The following is a 20,358-nucleotide window of genomic DNA, read 5'->3' as shown; positions in this document are numbered from 1 at the left end:
TTATATTAAAGGAGAACGATATGAGCGAATTACCTGCATTAGTGAACGATAGAAAACGATATATACAAGAGGTCTGGAAAAAGTCCGGTTTCGGACAACTTACTCCGATTCAAACGAAAGCGATTCCCGTGATTGCCGAGGGAAAAGATATCATGGCCGAATCACCGACAGGTACAGGAAAAACATTAGCATATTTACTGCCATTGCTGGAAAAGATAGATCCTGAAAAAAAATCGCCCCAAGCTTTGATTCTGGCATCATCACGAGAACTGGTCATGCAAATCAATGAAGAAATTCGCATTTGGTCAGAGGGAAGCGGCATAACGGGTGCAGCGTTCATCGGCGGTGCTAATGTGAAAAGGCAGCTGGACAAATTGAAGAAGCATCCACAGGTTATTGCTGGAACACCGGGACGGATTTATGAATTGATTGCCCAAAAGAAATTGAAGATGCATGAAGTTAAGACGATAGTACTTGATGAAGGTGACCAATTGATCACTCCGGAGCATATGGGAACGATCAATAATATTATAAAGACTACGCTAAAAGACCGGCAAATCATGGTTTTTTCAGCGACCCTGCCAGAGGAAACGGAAAAAGCGGCCCGGGGGTTCATGAATGAACCCGAAATGATCAAGGTCGATAAGCATGAAAAAATGGAATCAAAGGTGGACCATCTTTACTTTGTTGTCGAGAGACGGGAAAAGTCCAAGATTCTCGAGAAAATCACAAGACTTAAAGATGTGAAGGCCCTTGCCTTCCTGAATGATATAGCAGAACTGAGCGTCTTACATGAAAAGTTGAGTTATAAAGGTATTGAAATGGGCGTGCTTCACGGTGAATCCAATAAAGTCGACAGGGAGAAAGCGCTGCGCAAGCTTCGTTCCGGAAAATCCCCGATGCTGATAGCAACGGATGTAGCGGCAAGGGGGCTTGATATTAAAGGTCTTACAGCAGTCGTTCATATTGATTTGGCTGACAATATTGAACAATATATCCATAGATCTGGGAGAACCGGGCGTGCAGGTGCAGATGGCACGGTCATTTCAATCGTGACGGAAAGAGAAGAACGAGAGTTGAAAAAAATGGCTCGTGAACTGGAGATTCCAGTAACGAGAGTAACCTTCTATGGTGGAAACATCGTAGTCGATGAATGATTTCGAAAAAGGGATGGCCATGGCGGCTGTCCCTTTTTTTATAAAGGGCAGCTAAGATTAAAAATTAAAAAGTTGCTCATTTTGCAGACTTCACACTACATGCCTTTTCCACTGTCAGAATAGGGGCGATTCCCAGTTAACCAAAAAGATGCCGTTGAAAATGAGTGATTCCGCAAACTGCAACGTACCATTGAACGGGCTCATCCAGCAAGAGGTATCCAGACACCGAAAAAGGGAGGTTCAAAAAGAAATGATCCAATGCAGGTCAATACCCCCGCATAGCATTTGATAGGCTGACATGGCTCAAGTGTCGAAAGTATCTCCCCAATTTTTCATCAATAGGGTCGCAATGGAGCAGGAACTGGCTGTCATCAAACCAAGGAGGGGACCGGTCTTCAAATCAAGATGTGCGCCCATTATGATAAACACGCCGATAAAGCCGAGCAAAACCCCCGACACCAGCTATCTGGAAAAAACCGATGATATTCAATTTCATCCAATCCATAACCTTTTTTGGATGTGGACGCTTGATGAATTTAACGACAATGGCCATGATGAAACGAACGCTGCAAGTAACATCGGGGAAGTATACGCTAAACCAATTTTCCCCTATTGCGAATGATGACCCCATTAACGCAGTCGTTAAAATGGAAAAACAACAATGGATTTGTTCATCCTTTGCACTTCCAAAATCGTCACCTAAATATTTGATTGTGAATTCACTCACATTTACTAAATTCAGGAGTTCATTAATGAGGGATAATCACGTATGAAAACGCTTCCTTTATGTGGTTTTTTGACATATGATAGCAATAGACATAGGCTAGGAGGAGACGGTATGACAGGTAAGTATAAACAGTTTGAAACTGCAGTCATCCATGAAGGATATGACTCGAAGAAACATTTAGGAAGCTTGGCAACACCCTTATTCCAAACCTCGACATTCACTTTCGAAAATGCCGAGCAAGGGGAAAGGCGTTTTGCCGGTTTGGAAGATGGATATATTTATTCCCGCCTTGGAAATCCAACGGTACAAGTGCTTGAAGAAAAGATTGCCGCTTTGGAAGGAGGGGAAGCTGGCCTTGCTTTCGGTTCAGGCATGGCTGCCGTTTCAGCAGTGCTTTTTGCGTTAACAAAAACAGATGACCACATCCTGTGCTCACAGGGGTTATATGGTTGTACATTTGGCCTTCTGCAGCTAATGAAAAATAAATACCGCATCACTCATGATTTTTGTGAAATGGCTACAGAAGAACAGATAAGGAATATGATCCGGCCGGAAACGACCTGCATATATGTAGAAACCCCGATCAACCCGACGATGAAATTGATTGACTTACAGATGGTGGTGAGAGTTGCGAAGGAATATAATGTGACGGTCGTAGTCGATAATACGTTTTCGACGCCCTACCTACAGAGGCCGCTTGAATATGGCTGTGATATTGTCCTTCATAGCGCTACGAAATATCTTGGCGGGCATGGAGATGTCGTTGCGGGTCTTGTCGTCGGTAAAAAGGAATTCATGAATCATGTAGCTGGGACTACACAGAAAGATATCGGTGGAATCATTTCACCATTCGATGCTTGGTTACTATTGCGGGGGTTAAAGACCTTGCCTGTCAGGATGGATCGTCATTCGGACAATGCAATGGCAATCTTTCATGAACTTAAGAAACATCCAAAGGTGAAAAAGGTATATTATCCAGGTGATGATGCTTCATCGGATCATTATATAATGCAAAAACAGATGAAACATGCCGGCGGCCTTATCTCTTTCGAATTGCATGGCACAAAACAGGATGCACAGGAATTCCTCAATAAATTGAAACTTATCAAAATTGCTGTCAGTCTGGGGGATGCCGAAACATTGATCCAGCATCCCGCTACCATGACGCATTCTGCCATTCCTGATGATTTGCGTGAACAAATGGGCATCAGTGACCAACTGGTCCGCCTCTCAGTGGGCCTTGAAGCTTGGCAGGACGTCTGGCAAGATCTTCAGCAGGCATTTTAACGGCCATAATCCTAATTCTGTTCCTTCTGAATTTTCATGAATATGGTGATGGATACGATTAGAGTGATGGCTGCGAGGATATAAGAAATGTCTGTGATTACCGGATAGGCGGCGCTATTTTGTCACCCGATGCTTGAACGCCCAAACGAATACGAGAGGATAGCACCAATCCCGGTTTTTACCTGCAAAGACAAAGGCCAGGATTGTTGCTGCAATCAGCAGGAAGGTCGTCCAGGTTATATTGGAAAGCCAAAAATCGTCCCATTTGATATAGGTGAGGTAATAAGAAATGATGGTTGTAACACTTACCCAGCCTGTATAAATGGAAATAGGTCGAAAGTAGGGTTCCTCACCTTTTTTATGCTTGTATAAATAACCATTAAAGTAGCCAGCAGAGCAATGATAATGAATACGGATAACAAAAGGTGCTCATGGTGCCAAGCCAAAAGCCAAGCACCATTTAGGACATAGCTTAAAGCGAACCAAGGGGAGGTTGCCTTATAAGCAGGGCTGTTTTGATGTTTACTTAAAAACTGCCTGAATACCCAGATGGCGAGCAGAAAATAGATCAAGCCCCATATGGAAAATACATAACCGGCAGGATCGGAAATCTCTCCTGATGTTTGGCCGTTCAATGGAAGGGAATTGGCTAAAAAATTCATCGTGACGACGAACAGATAGATAATTAAGTTAATGATGGAAATAATCATGGGCTTCTCCTTGGATGAATTGTGATCCTGCCAACCTTATTCAACATATTTAGCCTGGTTAACCTTTTAGGAGCACATCGGGGGTACTTGGGGGGATTTTTCCATAAAGAGAGAAAGTTCCTGTAACAATTGAACCATTTAAGGTTAGAAATTTTACATCTTCACTTTATGGTGATAAAATATTCAAAGATTCATATTATTTTAGTCCTTCGGGGTCGGGTGTAAATCCCAACCGGCGGTGATGAAGAAATTCTAAGCCCGCGAGCCTGTTAAAGGCAGGATTTGGTGAGATTCCAAAGCCGACAGTATAGTCTGGATGGGAGAAGGACGTGTGGAACCCAAGTGTATACGTACGCCTAATTTTTCGAAAATGAAAATATTAGGCTTTTTAGGTATACAATTTTTTTCACTCATTTCTCCTGCTAACCCCTTAGGTCATCCTAAGGGGTTTTTATATTTTATAAAAGGGGGAAAAACATGTTTACGGGAATCATTGAGGATATCGGTACCGTGCATTCCTTGAAAAAAGGAAAAAGCAGTATGGAATTATCGATTCGTTCTGAAAAAATCCTTGAAGATGTGCATCTGGGGGATAGTATTTCAGTCAACGGGGTCTGCTTAACGGTAACGTCCTTCACGAAAAGTTTGTTTACGGTCGACGTGATGCCGGAAACGGTCAAAGCTTCCTCGATCAGGACGTTAAAATTGGGATCACCTGTTAATCTCGAACGAGCCATGAGTGCACAGGGAAGGTTTGGCGGTCATTTTGTTTCAGGTCATATCGATGGAACCGGAACAATCATAAAGAAAGAACGGAAAGAAAATGCCGTATATTATGTAATCCAATTGGAAGAAGGGCTTAGTACCTTTTGCATACCAAAAGGTTCAGTGGCCATTGATGGAACGAGCTTGACGATATTTGGGATCGAAAGGAACCTTTTGACTGTATCATTGATTCCATTGACTCATCAGGACACCATATTGGGACAAAAAACTGCTGGCGATATCGTTAACATCGAAAACGACATGATAGGGAAATATATAATACATCAAATGAAAAATGGCAATCCAAAACCAGGACTGAATTTAGAGTTTTTGGCAGAGCATGGATTCTAATAAAAGGGCGGTGTAATGATGTTCCATACAATAGAAGAAGCAATAGAAGATTTGAAGGCTGGCAAGGTAGTAATCGTATCCGATGATGAAGACCGTGAAAATGAAGGGGATTTCGTCGTGTTGGCCGAAAAAGCGACACCTGAAGCAATTAATTTCATGGCGACTCATGGACGTGGTTTGATTTGTACAACCATCACTGAAGAACTGGCAGCGAAATTGAAACTGCATCCTATGGTAGGAGAAAATACAGATCATCATGGCACCGCATTTACGGTAAGTGTCGATCATAAAAGCACCTCTACAGGAATCAGTGCTTTTGAAAGGTCCTTGACCATCCTTGAGCTTCTTAAAGAAGATTCGGTCGCTGAAGATTTCCAAAGGCCTGGTCACACTTTTCCGATAGTCGCTAAAGAAGGCGGCGTATTAAGAAGAGCAGGACATACGGAGGCATCGGTGGATTTGGCGAAGTTATGCGGTGCCGCTCCAGCTGGTGTCATTTGTGAAATCATGAATGAGGATGGATCGATGGCCCGCGTATCCGATTTAGAAGTCATCGCTGATAAATTTAACCTGAAATTCATTACGATAGCCGATTTGATTCGGTATCTTCAACAAAATGATACAATTGGGAAACAGGAACTTGAACTGAACATCACGAAAGCTTGAAGGATTTTGAGAACTAAATCTTAACATAAAAAAATAACATTGTTTTTGAAAATTAGGAGGAATTGGACATGGGGAAAACTATTGAAGCACAATTAATCGGATCAGGATTGAAAGTAGGAATCGTGGTAGGAAGATTTAATGAGTTTATCACAAGCAAGCTTTTAGGAGGGGCGTTGGATGGTCTTAAGCGTCATGGCGTTGATGAGAATGATGTTGACATCGCGTGGGTCCCGGGTGCTTTTGAACTTCCGTTAATTGCTAAGAAACTTGTGAATACAGGTAAATATGATGCGGTAATCGGTCTTGGAACGGTAATCAGGGGTGCCACTTCACATTATGATTATGTTTGCAATGAAGCAGCTAAAGGCATGGCTTCTGTTTCATTGGAAACAGGCGTACCGGTTATCTTCGGTTTGCTGACAACTGAGAATATTGAACAGGCCATTGAACGTGCAGGAACAAAATCAGGTAACAAAGGCTATGAAGCTGCTGTTAGTGCCATTGAAATGGCCAATCTTGGAAAATTGATAGAACAGTGATTTCACATAAGGAAGCCGCAGGGATTAACAGCCCTTCGGCTTTTTTTTGATGTCCGGATCATGTCAGCTTCCTTAAACCATTAAGCAATTCATCAAAGTTCGTAAAGTTCCTAGCCATTTGATCGATTAGGGAATGCTGATCCTCGACACTCGCCGCAACCTTTTCAAGGGAAGCGGCATTCTCTGGGCGGCATTCTCTTCTATGATGAAAGCTACATTGGTAACTTCATTTGTTGCTGTGCACTTCTTCGGCATTTTCCATCCTTTATTGGATCGGGTGATCCCATCAAGCATGGACGACTGTTTGATTTCTGCCTTCCGGCTCTTTTCCAATTGTAACAACGGACGTTTATGGATGCCATTCCAATCAAAATTAGAAGCGGAAGTGGTATAAATTATAGGAAATAAAGAATCATTAGGCGATTTTCGAAAAAAATTGGACAAAAGCATCACGTAATGGAAGCATGATAAAATATGCGGATATGATTATGCTACAATTGTAAAGATTGCAATTGAAATTCATGTCTTTAGGGAAAAGTAAATTTATTAGTTATTAGGAGGGGTTTGTGTGTACCATCTCTTTACACATAATGATTTAGATGGAGTCGGCTGCGGCATTGTAGCTAAGCTGGCGTTCGGAGAAGAAGTAGTGGTTAGTTATAATTCAATTGGTCGCCTTAATCAGAATGTAGGAGCATTTCTTGAGCAGGCTAAGATTGAAGATACATTGATCGTTACTGATCTATCGGTTGATGAAGATAACGAAAAAATGATTACTCAGTTTGTAGGGGATGGAGGCAAGGCGCTGCTGATCGATCATCATAAGTCAGCCCTGCATTTGAACGAACATGATTGGGCAACTGTAACTGTCGAACAGGAAGATGGAAAACAGACGGCAGCGACATCATTATTCTATCAGTATGCAGTTGAAAATAAATTGCTGGAACCTTCAATCATTGTCGCTGAATTCGTTGAATTGGTCCGTCAATACGATACTTGGGAATGGGAAGTCAATAAAAATACAACGGCAAAACGATTGAATGACCTGTTTTTCATGATTCCGATAGAGGAATTCGAAATGAAAATCGCAAAAAAGCTGTCAACGGCTGAAAGTTTTACTTTTGACGAAGTGGAGCAAACCCTTCTGAATGTTGAAGAGAGCCGGGTAGATCGGTACATAAACAGAAAAAAAAGGGAAGTCTATCAGGCTACGGTCGGTCCTCATACAGCCGGTGTGGTCCATGCAGAGTCATACCATTCAGAATTGGGTAATGAATTGTCGAAAGAGTTCTCACATCTGGATTATATAGCCATCCTGATGGTAGGAAGTAAAAGAATCAGCTTCCGGACAATCCACGATGATATTGATGTTTCTGAGGTTGCTGGCAAGTACGATGGGGGCGGTCACCAAAAAGCCGCCGGATGTACCATGTCCGAAAAGGCATATAGCCAATATGTCGAAAAGACCTTCTATGGCGAGCCACTTAAACGAGACGCACATAAGAATCAATTGAATGTAAAAGAATCCCCGGAGGGTTGCCTTTATTCAACGAGAGACAAACAGGACATATTCATCTATGAGGATGAAGAAGAGGAATGGATTGTTGAAATCAACGGAAAACAACAGAAAAAAACATTCGATACATTCGCGGAAGCGGAAAAATACATGAAGCGGAAATACGCTGCATGGCTGGCCCATGATGAAAGATATGAAGAGTTTGTCAATAAGGGATGAATAGGAAAGCGGCTGTCCGAATGGGACAGCCGCTTTTCAATCTTCCATTGTAATTCATGATTCACCTTTTAAGTGGGACTGGATGAACGATCGTGCGCGATGGTTTTTTTGGAATGGAATTTTGACGATGGAGTATCGCATTGATTTCTCCGCCGATCACAAAGATCAAACCACTTAAATATAGCCATAGCATCAAGATGATGACGCCTCCCAAACTGCCGTAAGTGGAGGAATAATTGGCAAAGTTACTGATATAGAATGAGAATCCAAGTGATATTCCTAACCAAAGTGCAGTTGCGGTCACTGCCCCAGGGATGACATGTTTAACGGGAAAACTTTTATTCGGTGCAAAGCGGTATAAAAAGGCCAGGACAAGTGAGATGACCACAACCGCGATAACCCACCGTAATAAGCTGAATAATATTTGCGTTTCTTCAGGGATCGGAATGACTTGCTGTAATAAATCGATGATGACTTTTCCGAAAACGGGGAGGCCCAACATGACGATGAATGCTACGACCAGGCCTAATGTCAATAAAATGGAAATGAAGCGTGCTTTAATGAAATTCCTAGTTTCTTCAACATCATAGGCGATATTCATGGAATGGATGAATGCATTCATTCCGTTTGAAGCGGACCATATGGTGCCAAGGAAACCAAAAGTCAGTAAGCCGCCGTTCCTCTCAGATAATATGTTGATGATATTCTTTTCGATGACTTCCATCGTTTCCGCAGGCATGAAGGTTTTTATCGTGTCAAGAGCTGTCTGAATATCGATGTTCAGATAAGGCAATATGGACAGCAGTAAAATGAGCAAAGGGAATAGTGCCAGTAAATAGTAATAGGCTTGTTCTGCTGCCAGCCCCGTCACACGATCCTCCTTTATTTCCTTAATCAGCTTCTTTGAAAATTTTATCGACTTATTCATCTGGCCATCACTCCTGAATAGTTACTTAGGTTATTTGTTTCTTTTCCCTCTGTTCATGTAAGTTAATCCTAAAAAGAAAAGAAATTGAAAGCATTAATCCGCGCGTTTGTAGAAGCTTGAGACAATGACATAACCTGCAACTACTCCAGCGATCGAATGTAACATGGTTGATCCATTTGTCCCAAATAACCAAAAACAAATTTGGAAAAGGGAAAATCAGTTTTAACTGCTTCACTAAGGATGACCAACCTTAGCCCTTTCACTTACTTACCATTGCCCTTTTCCTGAAAAGTTTTGTAGAATTCGATTATGGCGAGTATCATGCCTAGAAAAACCGGGAGTAGGGATTCGTACAGCAAGTATCCTAAGATCATAAAAGTTTCACGATTAATTGTAAATAGGTGAAGCTGATACTTCAAGCCTATGAATAACACGGCCAAACACTACTGCTAGGTATGATATTATGCCCCCTTTATAACAAGTATCATACTATTCGGGAAATCATGGAAGGAATTCATAAATGGTAAACAGAAAAAAGGCCAGACAGCAATGTCTGGCCTTTTCTTCACTATTGCACTTCTTTTCCTTGTTCTTTTTGAACCTTCGGAGGGGTCCATTTGAAGACTTTATTTAGGATATTATAGATGTGTTTGGATTCTTTTGTAAGGATCGGCCCAAGAATCGCTAAGGTCAAAACATAAAGTGCTGCAAACGGGGTTAGTATAGACATTAAACCGCCAGCAATGCCTAAGTTGGCTAAAATAATGGAGAATTCGCCGCGTGAAACGATCGTTAAACCGATGTTTGCGGAAGCTCTGTGAGATAAACCGGATTTGCGTCCTGCAATCATACCAGCAGCAAAGTTACCGATTATGGTAATGATGACGGCTCCAAGAACCATCCAGACAGCTCCTCCAAGGGTCGTCGGATCGATACTCAAGCCAAAGCTGAAGAAAAATATGGCCCCGAAGAAGTCTCTGAAGGGAATGACAAGTTTTTCAATCCTGTCGCTATGTTCCGTCTCAGAAAAGACTAGGCCGAGCAGTAATGCACCGATTGCTTCCGCAACATGAATCGTTTCCGAGAAACCGGCAATGAAGAATAGTAATGCAAACACAACGATGATAAAAATTTCATCTGAGGTTATATTGAATAATTTGTTTAGGACCCCAGATGCTTTGCGGGCGATAACAAAAAATACCAGCATATAACCAATAGCGATAAATGTAGAAAGTAATGTTCCCCAAACGGAACCAGAAGAACTTAATACCAATCCGGATACGACTGATAAATAAACAGCGAGGAAGATATCTTCGAACATGATGATGCCAAGGATTAGCTCCGTTTCATTGTTACCGGTCCTTTTAAGGTCCACAAGTACCTTTGCCACAATGGCACTTGAAGAAAAACTGATGATCCCGGTTAATATCAGAACCTCTTTTAATGGAAGACCGAGCAGGAAACCGTAGAGCAAGGCCATTCCCACGTTGATTAAGATGTAATAGGTACCGCCTGTCACGATATTTTTCCCGGACTTCATGAGCTTTTTGACGGAAAATTCAAGCCCTAGGTAAAACAGAAGGAATAAAATACCGACACGACCGAGGAATGCTATGATTTCATCACTTTCAATGAAACGCAGGTCAATTAATCCGAAGTGCGGGGCATGGGGGCCAACGAGCATCCCGATGATAATTAATACTGGAACATTTGATATTTTGAATTTACCTGCAATGAGAGCGGCTAATGCCACTAGAAGTAGGGCAGTTCCCACTTCGAAGACTAAATGGTCCATATGAGCTTAGTCACTCCTTTCGTCGGTCAATAATTCTCTTATAAGGTTACGTATATCTTTTCTTTCACCTGATATCACAAGGGTATCGCCTGTTTCGATGATGGAGTCAGGACCAGGATTATTCAGTTGTTTTTTTCCTTTTTTAGAATGGGCGATGACGGTCACGTTATATTTGCTCCTGATATCAATCGATCCGATCGTTTGATTGATGGCCTTTGAACCCGGTTCGACTTTGAACCATTCAATCACCAAGTCACCCAATGACATTTCAATCGTTTCAAGTGCTTGTGGTTTATAAACCATGCCGCCTATGATGGAAGCCATTTGCCGGGCTTCCTGATCGTTAAGGGTGATGCTCGATATGACGTCTTCATGTTCATTATCAAAATGGTATAATTCCCGACGGCCGTCATCGTGAATGACGATGACTAACTTTTCATCATTTCTCGTTATGATTTCAAATTTTTGGCCAATACCAGGAAGTTCACTTTCTCTAATTTTCACTGGAATTCCTCCTTAAAATGTTGGTTAGAGTTAATAGAAGATAGCAGAATGTTTATAAGTTAACGTCAATGTTCGTCTTGAATTTCTTCTCCTTTGATATGCCGATGTATTTTAATGTCTCCGATGGGCTGGAATGATGGTAGTGCTTCTGTATCAAGGCCAGTGACACTCCTTGTTTATAGGCATGGTAGCCAAAAGTTTTACGCATCGAACTTGCTCCGAATTTGCCTGTCAGCCCAGCACCTTCCACAGCATCATGGATGATTCGATGCGCCTGTTGACGTGTAATCGGCTTTTTTGTCTTAGGGGAAAGAAATAAAAATTGACCTTCAATAACCTTCGAGCCTTTAAGGTATTCTTGTAAGGCGGTACGGACCTTCAGGTTCAAATAAATTTGGTTGACTTCGTCATTTTCCGTACGTTGCTCATAGAACTCCTTGATTTTGCCCGTTTCATCCAGAACGCTGGCGACGGTGATTTCGAGCATTTCATTTATCTTCATACCTGTATTGATGCCGAGTACAAACAATAAATAATCCCGACTGGAGTGAGCACGTAAGTATGTTTTTATTTTGCTGATTTGATTGATATCCTTAAAGGCTTCTACATATTCCATAGATCTTCTCCTCTTACCAATGTAACATAATTATATTATAACACATTTTATGTTACATTGCATGCATTTAGTCCTGCGGGATTGATTCCTATCCAAACATCCCCATGCTGTCGAAAAAAACCTTTTCCTTATTCTCTACTTAAATGAGGTAAAATATTTCAGGGAAGTTATTTAACGTGGGATTGCTGTTTACATCATGGGGGACATCAGCCTGGAATGATAAAAAAAGAAACCCCAAGTTGGGGTTTCCTCATCTTTTTAGTACACAGCTTTTTGTAATTTGTGAATGACCTCAAGTGAAAGCCCGGTTCCGATGGCAACTGATTCGAGCGGGTTATCAGCAAGTTGGACTGGGACGACAATTTCATTCGTCAGCCATTCTTGTATCCCGTTGAGTAGTGCCCCCCCGCCGGATAAGATGACACCTTGATCGACGATATCCCCGCTCAATTCAGGTGGACAATCTTCTAAAGTTGCCCTGATTGCTTCCAGTATATGAAGCAGCGATTCCTGAATCGCTTCCTGGACGTCAGTGGACGATATTGTAATCGGCTTTGGAAGACCCGTTACAAGATCGCGGCCCCTGACTTCCATGGTTATCACGGAATGTTTAACGAGTGCGTAGCCGATTTCTTTTTTTATTTCCTCGGCTGTTCTTTCCCCAATCAGCACATTATGTTTTTTTCGAACATATTGGCTGATATCTTCATCCAATTGATCTCCGCCAATTCTGATCGAATTGCAAGAAACGACGCCACCATAAGAGATGATTGCGACCTCAGTCGTTCCACCGCCGATATCAACGATCACATTGGCAATGGGCTCTTCGACAGGCAGGCCCGCACCGATTGCCGCTGCTACTGGTTCCTCGATAAGGTGGACCTGTTTCGCTCCGCAGCTTTTGACTGCATCCTGAATGGCCCTTCTCTCCACTGATGTGGATCCTGATGGCGTACATACCACTACACTAGGTTTGCGTATCGATAAACCTAGGGCCTTACTTGCTTTTTTCATGATTTCCCGAAGCATTTGCGCGGTCACATCAAAATCCGCAATGACACCATCCTTAAGCGGACGGATTGCCACAATATTTCCAGGTGTTTTCCCAATCATGTTTTTTGCATCCACACCGACTGCCAATACTTTATTAGTCTCTATATCAATGGCCACCACAGATGGCTCATTAAATACGATTCCTTTATTTTTACTGTAAACTAGCGTATTTGCAGTTCCTAAGTCAATGCCTATTTCTGTATTTGATAACATCTAGTCACCCCTCCATAAGAGTTTGACCCCTATATACTCATTCTACCTTTTATATCGAATTTGTGGGGGTGGGAAATCTAGTAAATGGTGGAAGTGTTGCGCTGTTCCTTTTCATAGAGCGAAAACATGATGAAATATAAAAGTGCACCGGAATGGCGAATGTCACTAACATTCTGCTTATTGTAAAGCGTAAACTGGATGCTGAAAATATTATTTCCTCATATGTGCCGTTTTTAATATATTTCCCACTGGCCCCTCGCATAAGTCGAAAACAAGTGTGGATGGCAGCTTTGAATCAGCTTATTTTATGTTAAGATATAGATGAAAATCAGCTTAGATAAAGAAGGTAATTTTGTGAGTGCAAATTTAATCGAAAGTAAGAGTTTTAGAGTCATTTTTACATCTTTTCTAGCTTTCCTGGGTGGTTATGCATTTGATAGCCTTGGGATATACCTGCCATGGATGCTTGGACCATTATTCGTCGTGATGATCGCGAAAGTGAAGTTAAGGAAGTACCTGTTATGGACTAAAACTTTTAGAAGTACTGGATTGGTCATTCTAGGTTTACAATTGGGCAGTTCATTCACGAAACAATCGTTAAATGAGATGGCTGAATTTCTGCCTGTTATGCTTTTTACGACGATCGCGATCATTTCATTTACAGTGCTGACTGGCTGGTTTGTCGGGAAACGTATGAACTTATCCTTAGGCACATCCATGCTTGGCAGTTTTCCTGGAGGCCTTTCCCAGATGGTGGTCTTAAGTGAGGAGATGAAGGATAGTGATGAAACGGTTGTAGGTTTCATGCAAACACTACGTGTCATCCTGGTGATATCCATTGTTCCTTGGATTGTAACGCATGTAATGTCAGTTGAATCAGGTGCGGTAATGGCCATATCGAAGCGGCCGTTTTTCTTATTTGAATATGATGGGAAATTAGCCATCATGATGTTGTTAACCTTGCTAGTATTCATCTTCATCACAAAGAAAGCGAATTTTCCGCTCCCTTTTTTGCTGGGACCTCTCATGGCCGCAGCACTATTCAATTTAGTAGGCCCAGGTGCCCCGCAGATTCCTGACTTTTGGTTGAACTTATCACAATTGTTGATTGGCGCACATTTAGGCTACACACTGAAGGTTGATAATCCCCGACTTTTTAGAAAGATGTTCGGGGCCGTATTCGTCAGTAATGTCCTATTGATTGGATTTTGTTATTATCTTTCCATTCAGTTTGCCCCGATTCTATCTTTACAAGCGAACGAATTATTTTTAAGCATGGCGCCAGGGGGCGTCGCTGAAATGGCAGTCACAGCGATGTCCGTGCATGTGGATTTATCCGTTGTCACAAGCTTTCATTTATTCAGGATCTTATTCATTTTATTTTTTCTGTCACCCATCATAAAATGGATGATTGGAAGAAAAATAGTAAAACAAGAACAGGGACAAAGCTGACAGGCTTTGTTTTTTTTCTTTTCGGAAAAGCTGAAGAGTGAAAAGAACAAATGTCAGGTGTTATGCGGAATTCACGAGTAAACCGCCAAAACTCAAAAGTAAAAACGCATATTCCAGACGTTATGAGAAAATTACGTACGGAACATGTTTGTAATTCCATTCTGGAAAGAAGAGCGTGCCCGAATTATTGACGTGTGCTGTTTAAGCTCATGTAGGCAAAAAAATTGGTGGATTCTGTGATAATATAATTAAAATTGAAATCCAATAGTAAAATAATCCTCACTTTTTTTGAACTTCATCCGATATAAGGAGGAGAAGAGACTTTAAATGAATGGGTGAGTATTATGGATATAACATCAGTTTTGGGCGTAGTTCTGGGTATTGTGGCCATCCTAGCCGGAATGGTGTTGAAAGGCGTTAGTGTTACGGCGTTGATTAACCCGGCGGCTATTTTGATCATTATTGTAGGAACGGTAGCTGCTGTCGTAACGGCTTTTCCTTTGTCGGAATTAAAAAGAATACCAAAAATATTCAAGATTTTATTCTTTGAACAAAAATTGACAAAGCCTGAAGATTTAATAAAAACCTTTTCGGAATGGGCGGTTATTGCCAGGAAAGAAGGCTTATTGGCATTGGAAAGCATTTCGGATCAAGTGGATAATACCTTTTTGAAAAATGGCTTGAATCTTGCAGTCGAAGGTCAAAGTGCCGATTATATCCGTGATATTTTAGCTGAGGAAATAGATGCGATGGAAGAACGGCATTTAAGCGCAGCAGCGATTTTCAGTCAAGCCGGTACATACGCACCGACGCTTGGCGTATTGGGTGCGGTAATCGGGCTGATTGCTGCATTGGGTAATATGGCTGACACGGAGGCATTGGGACATGCCATATCTGCCGCGTTCGTCGCAACCTTGATGGGGATTTACACGGGTTATGTGTTATGGCATCCATTTGCCAATAAGCTCAAACGGAAATCGCGGCAGGAAATCCGAATCAAAGAAATGATGATAGAGGGTATTTTATCGATAATCGAAGGGGAAGCGCCAAGAACGATTGAACAGAAATTAACATCATATTTGCCTGCTCGAGATCGTAAAAAGTGGTTAGAAGGCGATGTGAGAGAAGATGGCTAGGCGTAAAAAGAAACAAAGGCATGAAGAGCATATCGATGAATCATGGTTGGTTCCCTATGCCGATATCTTAACATTGCTTCTCGCGCTTTTTATCGTCTTGTTCGCTTCAAGTTCGGTTGATGCAGTAAGGTTCCAGCAGTTGTCCAATGTATTTAACCAGGTTTTTATAAGCGGAACGGGTTTTAGGGATTTCCCAAGTGATTCCCCCAGCAATGAGCCGACGTCACCAGAACAAAGAACAGGTGCAGAAGATCTTGAGAAGCTAGGGAAAAACGAGCAAGAAGAACTTATGGAAGTTCAGGAGCGTGTAAATGCCTATATCCAAAAGAATGATTTAACAAATAAATTGGGAACGAACCTTACGGATGAAGGCATGTTGATTTCAATAAGGGAAAACGTGCTGTTCGAATCGGGTGTGGCCGAAGTGAGAAGTGAAAACCGAAAAATCGCTAAGGAAATCTCAGATTTACTGGTCATGGACCTACCAAGAAACATTATCGTAAGCGGACATACTGATAATATTCCTATTAAAAATTACCAGTATGAATCCAACTGGGATTTGAGCGTGATGCGATCCGTGAATTTTATGAAACTTCTCCTCGAAAATAAAGAGTTGGATCCCGAAATGTTCAGTGCTAAAGGACATGGGGAATTCAAGCCGGTTGCTTCTAATGAAACGAAAAAAGGAAGAGCGAAAAACCGGAGAGTTGAAATCCTAATTGTTCCACGGACAGCGATAAACGAGTGAAACCTGCCAGGAATGGACGGGTTTTTCTTTTTAAAGGAGAATATATGGAAAGAGAATATACAAATGTGATGGAAGAAATCGTTGTGACATGGGTGCAGGTTTTAATGTCGGGTATGGATTACCAAACATTTTGTTCGTGCAGGAAATGTAAAAATGACATCATCACATTAGCATTGAATAACCTGCCTAATTATTATGTAACAACGGAAGAAGGGCGGAAAAGGATATTTGGAAATTTGAATACAGAAGAAAACAGGAAATGGATCAATAAAAGAATCATCAATGCGATACACGTTGTTGGTCAGTATCCTAAGCATTGAAAAGGCAGCCCTAATCTTTTTCTGATATTTAAAAAGGCGGACAGCAACCGCCGAAAAGGGAAATATAGAGGTGATTTACCCATAACAAAAGGGACAAACTTTAATTATGTGTTTTATCTATGGTGGCAGAGGGAACATATATAAGGTACAAAGTAAGTTCATTCAATCAAAAAATGAGGAGATGGATGATTATGAGTAAAAATATCGCATGTGTAGTAACGAATATGTTTGAGGACTCGGAGTATAGTCAACCGGCAAAAGCATTTGAGGAAGCCGGCCATACGATAACGACGATTGAAATGACAAAAGGGAAAACTGTTAAAGGTAAACAAGGGGAGGTAGAAGTAGAAATTGATGAAAGCATCGACTCGGTGAAACCAGAAAGTTTCGATGCATTATTCATCCCAGGTGGGTTCTCGCCTGATCAACTGCGTGCCGACGAACGCTTCGTATCTTTCGCCAAATCGTTCATGGATGATAAAAAACCTGTATTTGCAATCTGTCATGGACCGCAGTTATTGATTACAGCCAAAACACTTGAAGGACGCCACGCAACAGGATATACATCCATTAAAGTCGATATGGAATATGCAGGTGCCACATATTTGGACAAAGAGGTAGTGGTTTGTGGCAACCAGCTTGTGACCAGCAGGACACCTGAAGATCTTCCGGCATTTAACCGGGAATCGCTCAATCTATTGAATTAATGAAAAATCCCGGCAGCTGCCGGGATTTTTCATTTTAAAGGATTCATATACTTCCATCTTTGCAGTAAAATAAAAGGAGAGACGAATAAAAAAGGAAGTGTCACGATTGATCGTATTAAAATCTGCACGTGAAATTCAAGCGATGCATGAATCGGGTAAAATTTTGGCAGCTTGTCATAGGGAGATTGCAAAGTTGATTGTTCCTGGGGTGACAACATGGGAAATAGAAGAATTTGTTGAAGGGTTCTTAAAAAAACATGGTGCAAAGCCGGAACAAAAGGGTTACAAAGGGTATGAGTATGCGACATGCGCCAGCATCAATGAAGAAATCTGTCATGGTTTCCCTCGTAAGACCCCTTTGAAAAATGGAGATATCGTAACGATAGATATGGTCGTCAATTATAATGGGGCCCTTGCTGACTCTGCCTGGACGTATACGGTAGGTAAGGTTTCAAAGGAAACCGAACATTTAGTGCATGTGACGAAGGAATCTTTATATAAGGCGATTGAAGTATGTGTAGAAGGAAATCGGATTGGAGATATTGGTCATGCCATACAAACGTATGTTGAAGCCGAGGGCTTCTCTGTCGTTCGTGATTTCATCGGACACGGGATAGGAAATGTCATTCATGAAGAGCCGCAGGTTCCGCATTATGGACTGCCAAATAAAGGTCCGCGTCTTAAGGAAGGCATGGTATTCACCATCGAGCCAATGGTAAACGTAGGTACATATAAAGCAAGCCGGAGTGCGAATGGATGGACGGCATCCACTGCAGATGGGAAATACTCGGCTCAATACGAGCATACGATTGCCATTACGAAAAACGGTCCGCTTATTCTGACCGAACAATGAACATAAAAAACAGCATCGATTATGATGCTGTTTTTTCATTTTAATCAATTGGACGTTCCAATGAATACAAATCTTCTTCGATATTTCCTAATCTGTCCTCAATGACTTTTTTAGCATCTTTGATACCTTCATTATAAATAAAGGGAGCAATATTTTCGAAAATGAACTGCAAGTGATTTTCAGCAGCGATTTCTCCGATTTCCTTGTCATGTTCCTGATATACATATTGTTGGATACTTTCGATCATCTTACGGCGTTTTTCTATGGGAAATTGAATGAACATTGTGCACTCCTTCATATTCGTTCTAAAAACCATGTAATGAATTGATCCGAATCCAAAGGAAAGACGGGTACTGAAGCGTGATTCCTGGTTCGTTCCATGCATTCAGGCCAAGCCACTGCAGCTTTGACATTAGTAAGCCGTTCCAATAACAGAAGGTCACTTTCTTCTTTGATTAAAATGACCTTAGGATAGTCCTCTTGCTTATAGCCTTCAATTAAAATCACATCAGGGAGAAATAGACACAGTAATTGAATCAACTCAGTGATAGGGGCTTCCCCTTTGAAATTACCGAGCAACTCAATTGTTCCATCTCCTTCAACAAGTGAAGCGGCCGCCCCTGCCTGAAAGTGTTTATCGGAATCCTTCATGCCTGTGACATCTGGTTTTCCTCCATGTCCATGATGTTTTAAAACGGCTGTCTCTAATTTTGCTGCACGAAGCTTTTTGATAATATTCGTTATAAATGTCGTTTTTCCTCTATTTTGGTAGCCAACCACCTGAAAAATAAACGGCTTCACCAAGGCCATTTGCATCCTTCTTGGTCATCTAGAAGCAGGATGTCCACGAAATCCCCGGTTTGGAAACCACGGGTCCCCCCGGGTAAGACGGTCAGTGAATTGGCACCTGCCAAGCTTGTTGTAATATTGGATTTATCCACACCGCTAGGAATTACCTTCAACTGTCCGGATTCGTAAAATAATCGGGTCCGCAGCAGACGTGAGAATGGATTGGGTTTTAAGAAGTCCTCTGCCAATTGTGCCGTCTCTTTTCGCAAATGCGGTTGTTCCGAAAACAGCATGGTGCGAATGATCGGTCTTGCAAATAGTTCAAAGCCGACATAACTGGCGGATGGATTGCCGGATAAACCGAATAAAAATTTGTTATTATATACCGCTACGGTCGTCACACTGCCGGGGCGCATGGCCACCTTGTTGAATAAAACATCAGCGCCTATCTTTTGATAAATATCCGGTAGAAGGTCAAAATCACCGACAGAAACTCCTCCTGTTGTAATGAGCAGGTCCACTTCCTCCAAGGCAGTTGAAATGGCCTCATAACTTAAGTTGAATTCGTCCTTAAGTTTTCCATAAAAACGGGCTTCTCCTCCGGCCCTCCGAATTTGGGCGGAGATGGCATGTGAATTGCTATTGCGAATTTTCCCGGGCAGCAACGGTTCATTAACATCAAGAAGTTCCGACCCCGTAGCGAATAATCCGACGACAGGCTTCATGGCAACTGGCACTTCGGCATAACCGAATGTTGCCAGCAAGCCGATGATCCCTGGATTGATCGCTGTTCCCTTTTTCACAAGTACATCGCCTTTCTTTGCATCCTCTCCTTGAAAAGAAACATTTTCGCCCTCCTTAAGTGAGCGTTTAAATGATATGTATTTCTTTCCGTCTTTTTCGAATTCCCTTGTAAGCTCGAGCATGATTACGGCATCACATTCAGCTGGCATCTGAGCTCCAGTCATGATTCGTGCCACTTGATTTTTTTGTACAGGAATAGTCGATACCATACCCGCAGCCAACTCCTCGATCACTTCAAACTCGAGAGGGTTCTTGATGGAACCTTCAGCCGTATCCTTTGACCTGAGGGCGAATCCATCATATGGCGAGCGGGTAAAATGCGGAACATCATTGGTAGCTATTATATCTTGAGCCAAAAAACGGTCATGGCTTTCCTCGAGGGGAATCAGTTCAACATGTCCAGTTAATTTATGCTTCATCACTTTTTTTACTGCTTCTTCAATACTGATGGGCGTTCTTCGTTCTACCATGCTTACAACTCCTGTCGGTTTTCAATTTCTATA

The 20,358-nt window shown here is 41.8% G+C and carries 22 protein-coding genes, 1 pseudogene and 1 riboswitch; of the genes and pseudogenes, 13 read left to right on the top strand and 10 right to left on the bottom strand.

What is annotated here, in order from left to right:
• The first annotated feature begins 20 nt into the window (after nt 1-20).
• A complete protein-coding gene (locus IOC57_RS09580) occupies nt 21-1,157 on the top strand; it encodes a DEAD/DEAH box helicase (RefSeq protein ID WP_207438511.1) in 1,137 nt (378 codons plus the stop codon).
• A gap of 400 nt (nt 1,158-1,557) precedes the next feature.
• Here IOC57_RS09580 and IOC57_RS09575 read toward each other — a convergent pair whose 3' ends face one another.
• Nucleotides 1,558-1,884: a hypothetical protein gene (locus IOC57_RS09575; RefSeq protein WP_207438510.1), complete on the bottom strand. Its 327-nt coding sequence runs from the start codon at nt 1,882-1,884 to the stop codon at nt 1,558-1,560.
• A 111-nt stretch (nt 1,885-1,995) separates the two neighbouring features.
• Here IOC57_RS09575 and megL point away from each other — a divergent pair, with 111 nt between their 5' ends.
• Entirely contained in the window at nt 1,996-3,171 is a 1,176-nt protein-coding gene (megL, locus tag IOC57_RS09570) for a methionine gamma-lyase (protein WP_207438509.1), read from the top strand.
• Nucleotides 3,172-3,476: 305 nt separating this feature from the next.
• On the opposite strand, the gene IOC57_RS25825 is transcribed toward megL, so the two are convergent.
• Nucleotides 3,477-3,881: a tryptophan-rich sensory protein gene (locus IOC57_RS25825; protein WP_286184678.1), complete on the bottom strand. Its 405-nt coding sequence runs from the start codon at nt 3,879-3,881 to the stop codon at nt 3,477-3,479.
• A 201-nt stretch (nt 3,882-4,082) separates the two neighbouring features.
• Nucleotides 4,083-4,213, top strand: a riboswitch (FMN riboswitch).
• Nucleotides 4,214-4,358: 145 nt separating this feature from the next.
• Between IOC57_RS25825 and ribE the strand changes: the two genes are divergently transcribed.
• From ribE to IOC57_RS09540, 5 genes and pseudogenes are all read left to right on the top strand, one after another.
• A complete protein-coding gene (gene ribE / locus IOC57_RS09560; RefSeq protein WP_063236431.1) occupies nt 4,359-4,997 on the top strand; it encodes a riboflavin synthase in 639 nt (212 codons plus the stop codon).
• An 18-nt stretch (nt 4,998-5,015) separates the two neighbouring features.
• Nucleotides 5,016-5,651: pseudogene (ribB, locus tag IOC57_RS09555) on the top strand (3,4-dihydroxy-2-butanone-4-phosphate synthase); the annotation flags it as partial.
• Between the two features lie 80 nt (nt 5,652-5,731).
• Nucleotides 5,732-6,202: a 6,7-dimethyl-8-ribityllumazine synthase gene (ribH, locus tag IOC57_RS09550; protein ID WP_048685088.1), complete on the top strand. Its 471-nt coding sequence runs from the start codon at nt 5,732-5,734 to the stop codon at nt 6,200-6,202.
• Between the two features lie 202 nt (nt 6,203-6,404).
• Nucleotides 6,405-6,596 carry a hypothetical protein gene (locus IOC57_RS09545; RefSeq protein WP_207438507.1) on the top strand — a complete coding sequence of 64 codons (192 nt, stop codon included), beginning with the start codon at nt 6,405-6,407 and terminating at the stop codon, nt 6,594-6,596.
• Nucleotides 6,597-6,770: 174 nt separating this feature from the next.
• A complete protein-coding gene (locus IOC57_RS09540; RefSeq protein ID WP_207438506.1) occupies nt 6,771-7,937 on the top strand; it encodes a DHH family phosphoesterase in 1,167 nt (388 codons plus the stop codon).
• A 61-nt stretch (nt 7,938-7,998) separates the two neighbouring features.
• Here the strand turns inward: IOC57_RS09540 and IOC57_RS09535 are convergent, their stop codons facing one another.
• From IOC57_RS09535 to mreBH, 5 genes are all read right to left on the bottom strand, one after another.
• Nucleotides 7,999-8,865 carry a YihY/virulence factor BrkB family protein gene (locus tag IOC57_RS09535; protein ID WP_207438505.1) on the bottom strand — a complete coding sequence of 289 codons (867 nt, stop codon included), beginning with the start codon at nt 8,863-8,865 and terminating at the stop codon, nt 7,999-8,001.
• 568 nt (nt 8,866-9,433) lie between these two features.
• Nucleotides 9,434-10,660: a cation:proton antiporter gene (locus IOC57_RS09530; protein WP_207438504.1), complete on the bottom strand. Its 1,227-nt coding sequence runs from the start codon at nt 10,658-10,660 to the stop codon at nt 9,434-9,436.
• A gap of 6 nt (nt 10,661-10,666) precedes the next feature.
• On the bottom strand, nt 10,667-11,164 hold the full coding sequence (locus tag IOC57_RS09525; protein WP_207438503.1) for a cation:proton antiporter regulatory subunit: 498 nt from the start codon (nt 11,162-11,164) through the stop codon (nt 10,667-10,669).
• A 52-nt stretch (nt 11,165-11,216) separates the two neighbouring features.
• Nucleotides 11,217-11,780 carry a tyrosine-type recombinase/integrase gene (locus tag IOC57_RS09520; RefSeq protein ID WP_063234693.1) on the bottom strand — a complete coding sequence of 188 codons (564 nt, stop codon included), beginning with the start codon at nt 11,778-11,780 and terminating at the stop codon, nt 11,217-11,219.
• A 258-nt stretch (nt 11,781-12,038) separates the two neighbouring features.
• Entirely contained in the window at nt 12,039-13,046 is a 1,008-nt protein-coding gene (gene mreBH, locus IOC57_RS09515; RefSeq protein ID WP_063234694.1) for a rod-share determining protein MreBH, read from the bottom strand.
• A gap of 354 nt (nt 13,047-13,400) precedes the next feature.
• Here mreBH and IOC57_RS09510 point away from each other — a divergent pair, with 354 nt between their 5' ends.
• From IOC57_RS09510 to map, 6 genes are all read left to right on the top strand, one after another.
• A complete protein-coding gene (locus tag IOC57_RS09510; RefSeq protein WP_207438502.1) occupies nt 13,401-14,498 on the top strand; it encodes an AbrB family transcriptional regulator in 1,098 nt (365 codons plus the stop codon).
• Between the two features lie 344 nt (nt 14,499-14,842).
• Nucleotides 14,843-15,634 carry a flagellar motor stator protein MotA gene (gene motA / locus IOC57_RS09505; protein WP_207438501.1) on the top strand — a complete coding sequence of 264 codons (792 nt, stop codon included), beginning with the start codon at nt 14,843-14,845 and terminating at the stop codon, nt 15,632-15,634.
• On the top strand, nt 15,627-16,382 hold the full coding sequence (gene motB / locus IOC57_RS09500; protein ID WP_207438500.1) for a flagellar motor protein MotB: 756 nt from the start codon (nt 15,627-15,629) through the stop codon (nt 16,380-16,382). Before motA ends, motB begins: the two co-directional genes overlap by 8 nt.
• A 44-nt stretch (nt 16,383-16,426) precedes the next feature.
• A complete protein-coding gene (locus IOC57_RS09495) occupies nt 16,427-16,702 on the top strand; it encodes a late competence development ComFB family protein (RefSeq protein WP_286184674.1) in 276 nt (91 codons plus the stop codon).
• 191 nt (nt 16,703-16,893) lie between these two features.
• A complete protein-coding gene (locus IOC57_RS09490; protein ID WP_207438499.1) occupies nt 16,894-17,409 on the top strand; it encodes a type 1 glutamine amidotransferase domain-containing protein in 516 nt (171 codons plus the stop codon).
• A gap of 106 nt (nt 17,410-17,515) precedes the next feature.
• Entirely contained in the window at nt 17,516-18,262 is a 747-nt protein-coding gene (gene map / locus IOC57_RS09485; RefSeq protein WP_207438498.1) for a type I methionyl aminopeptidase, read from the top strand.
• Nucleotides 18,263-18,302: 40 nt separating this feature from the next.
• Here map and IOC57_RS09480 read toward each other — a convergent pair whose 3' ends face one another.
• Genes IOC57_RS09480 through IOC57_RS09470 form a run of 3 tightly spaced genes read right to left on the bottom strand, consistent with a single transcriptional unit; the run spans nt 18,303 to nt 20,325 of the window.
• Nucleotides 18,303-18,545, bottom strand: a complete 243-nt coding sequence (locus tag IOC57_RS09480; protein WP_207438497.1) for a DUF2164 domain-containing protein — start codon at nt 18,543-18,545, stop codon at nt 18,303-18,305.
• Nucleotides 18,546-18,556: 11 nt separating this feature from the next.
• Complete coding sequence (gene mobB / locus IOC57_RS09475; RefSeq protein WP_207438496.1) at nt 18,557-19,072, bottom strand: molybdopterin-guanine dinucleotide biosynthesis protein B; 516 nt, start codon at nt 19,070-19,072, stop codon at nt 18,557-18,559.
• A complete protein-coding gene (locus tag IOC57_RS09470) occupies nt 19,060-20,325 on the bottom strand; it encodes a molybdopterin molybdotransferase MoeA (protein ID WP_207438495.1) in 1,266 nt (421 codons plus the stop codon). Before IOC57_RS09470 ends, mobB begins: the two co-directional genes overlap by 13 nt.
• Nucleotides 20,326-20,358 lie beyond the last annotated feature (33 nt).

Origin of the sequence: Bacillus sp. SD075, assembly GCF_017355165.1 — a bacterium.
Classification (GTDB): domain Bacteria; phylum Bacillota; class Bacilli; order Bacillales; family DSM-1321; genus Peribacillus.
Note: the sequence above shows the minus strand (reverse complement) of the source record. Positions and strands in the feature narration are given on the sequence as shown.

Excerpts from the sequence above, each read along its gene's own strand:
- IOC57_RS09580 (WP_207438511.1), top strand. The coding sequence starts at position 21 with ATGAGCGAATTACCTGCATTAGTGAACGATAGAAAACGATATATACAA.
- megL (WP_207438509.1), top strand. The coding sequence starts at position 1,996 with ATGACAGGTAAGTATAAACAGTTTGAAACTGCAGTCATCCATGAAGGA.
- IOC57_RS25825 (WP_286184678.1), bottom strand. The coding sequence starts at position 3,881 with ATGATTATTTCCATCATTAACTTAATTATCTATCTGTTCGTCGTCACG.
- ribE (WP_063236431.1), top strand. The coding sequence starts at position 4,359 with ATGTTTACGGGAATCATTGAGGATATCGGTACCGTGCATTCCTTGAAA.
- ribH (WP_048685088.1), top strand. The coding sequence starts at position 5,732 with ATGGGGAAAACTATTGAAGCACAATTAATCGGATCAGGATTGAAAGTA.
- IOC57_RS09545 (WP_207438507.1), top strand. The coding sequence starts at position 6,405 with ATGATGAAAGCTACATTGGTAACTTCATTTGTTGCTGTGCACTTCTTC.
- IOC57_RS09535 (WP_207438505.1), bottom strand. The coding sequence starts at position 8,865 with ATGAATAAGTCGATAAAATTTTCAAAGAAGCTGATTAAGGAAATAAAG.
- IOC57_RS09530 (WP_207438504.1), bottom strand. The coding sequence starts at position 10,660 with ATGGACCATTTAGTCTTCGAAGTGGGAACTGCCCTACTTCTAGTGGCA.
- IOC57_RS09520 (WP_063234693.1), bottom strand. The coding sequence starts at position 11,780 with ATGGAATATGTAGAAGCCTTTAAGGATATCAATCAAATCAGCAAAATA.
- mreBH (WP_063234694.1), bottom strand. The coding sequence starts at position 13,046 with ATGTTATCAAATACAGAAATAGGCATTGACTTAGGAACTGCAAATACG.
- motA (WP_207438501.1), top strand. The coding sequence starts at position 14,843 with ATGGATATAACATCAGTTTTGGGCGTAGTTCTGGGTATTGTGGCCATC.
- motB (WP_207438500.1), top strand. The coding sequence starts at position 15,627 with ATGGCTAGGCGTAAAAAGAAACAAAGGCATGAAGAGCATATCGATGAA.
- IOC57_RS09495 (WP_286184674.1), top strand. The coding sequence starts at position 16,427 with ATGGAAAGAGAATATACAAATGTGATGGAAGAAATCGTTGTGACATGG.
- IOC57_RS09490 (WP_207438499.1), top strand. The coding sequence starts at position 16,894 with ATGAGTAAAAATATCGCATGTGTAGTAACGAATATGTTTGAGGACTCG.
- IOC57_RS09480 (WP_207438497.1), bottom strand. The coding sequence starts at position 18,545 with ATGTTCATTCAATTTCCCATAGAAAAACGCCGTAAGATGATCGAAAGT.
- mobB (WP_207438496.1), bottom strand. The coding sequence starts at position 19,072 with ATGGCCTTGGTGAAGCCGTTTATTTTTCAGGTGGTTGGCTACCAAAAT.
- IOC57_RS09470 (WP_207438495.1), bottom strand. The coding sequence starts at position 20,325 with ATGGTAGAACGAAGAACGCCCATCAGTATTGAAGAAGCAGTAAAAAAA.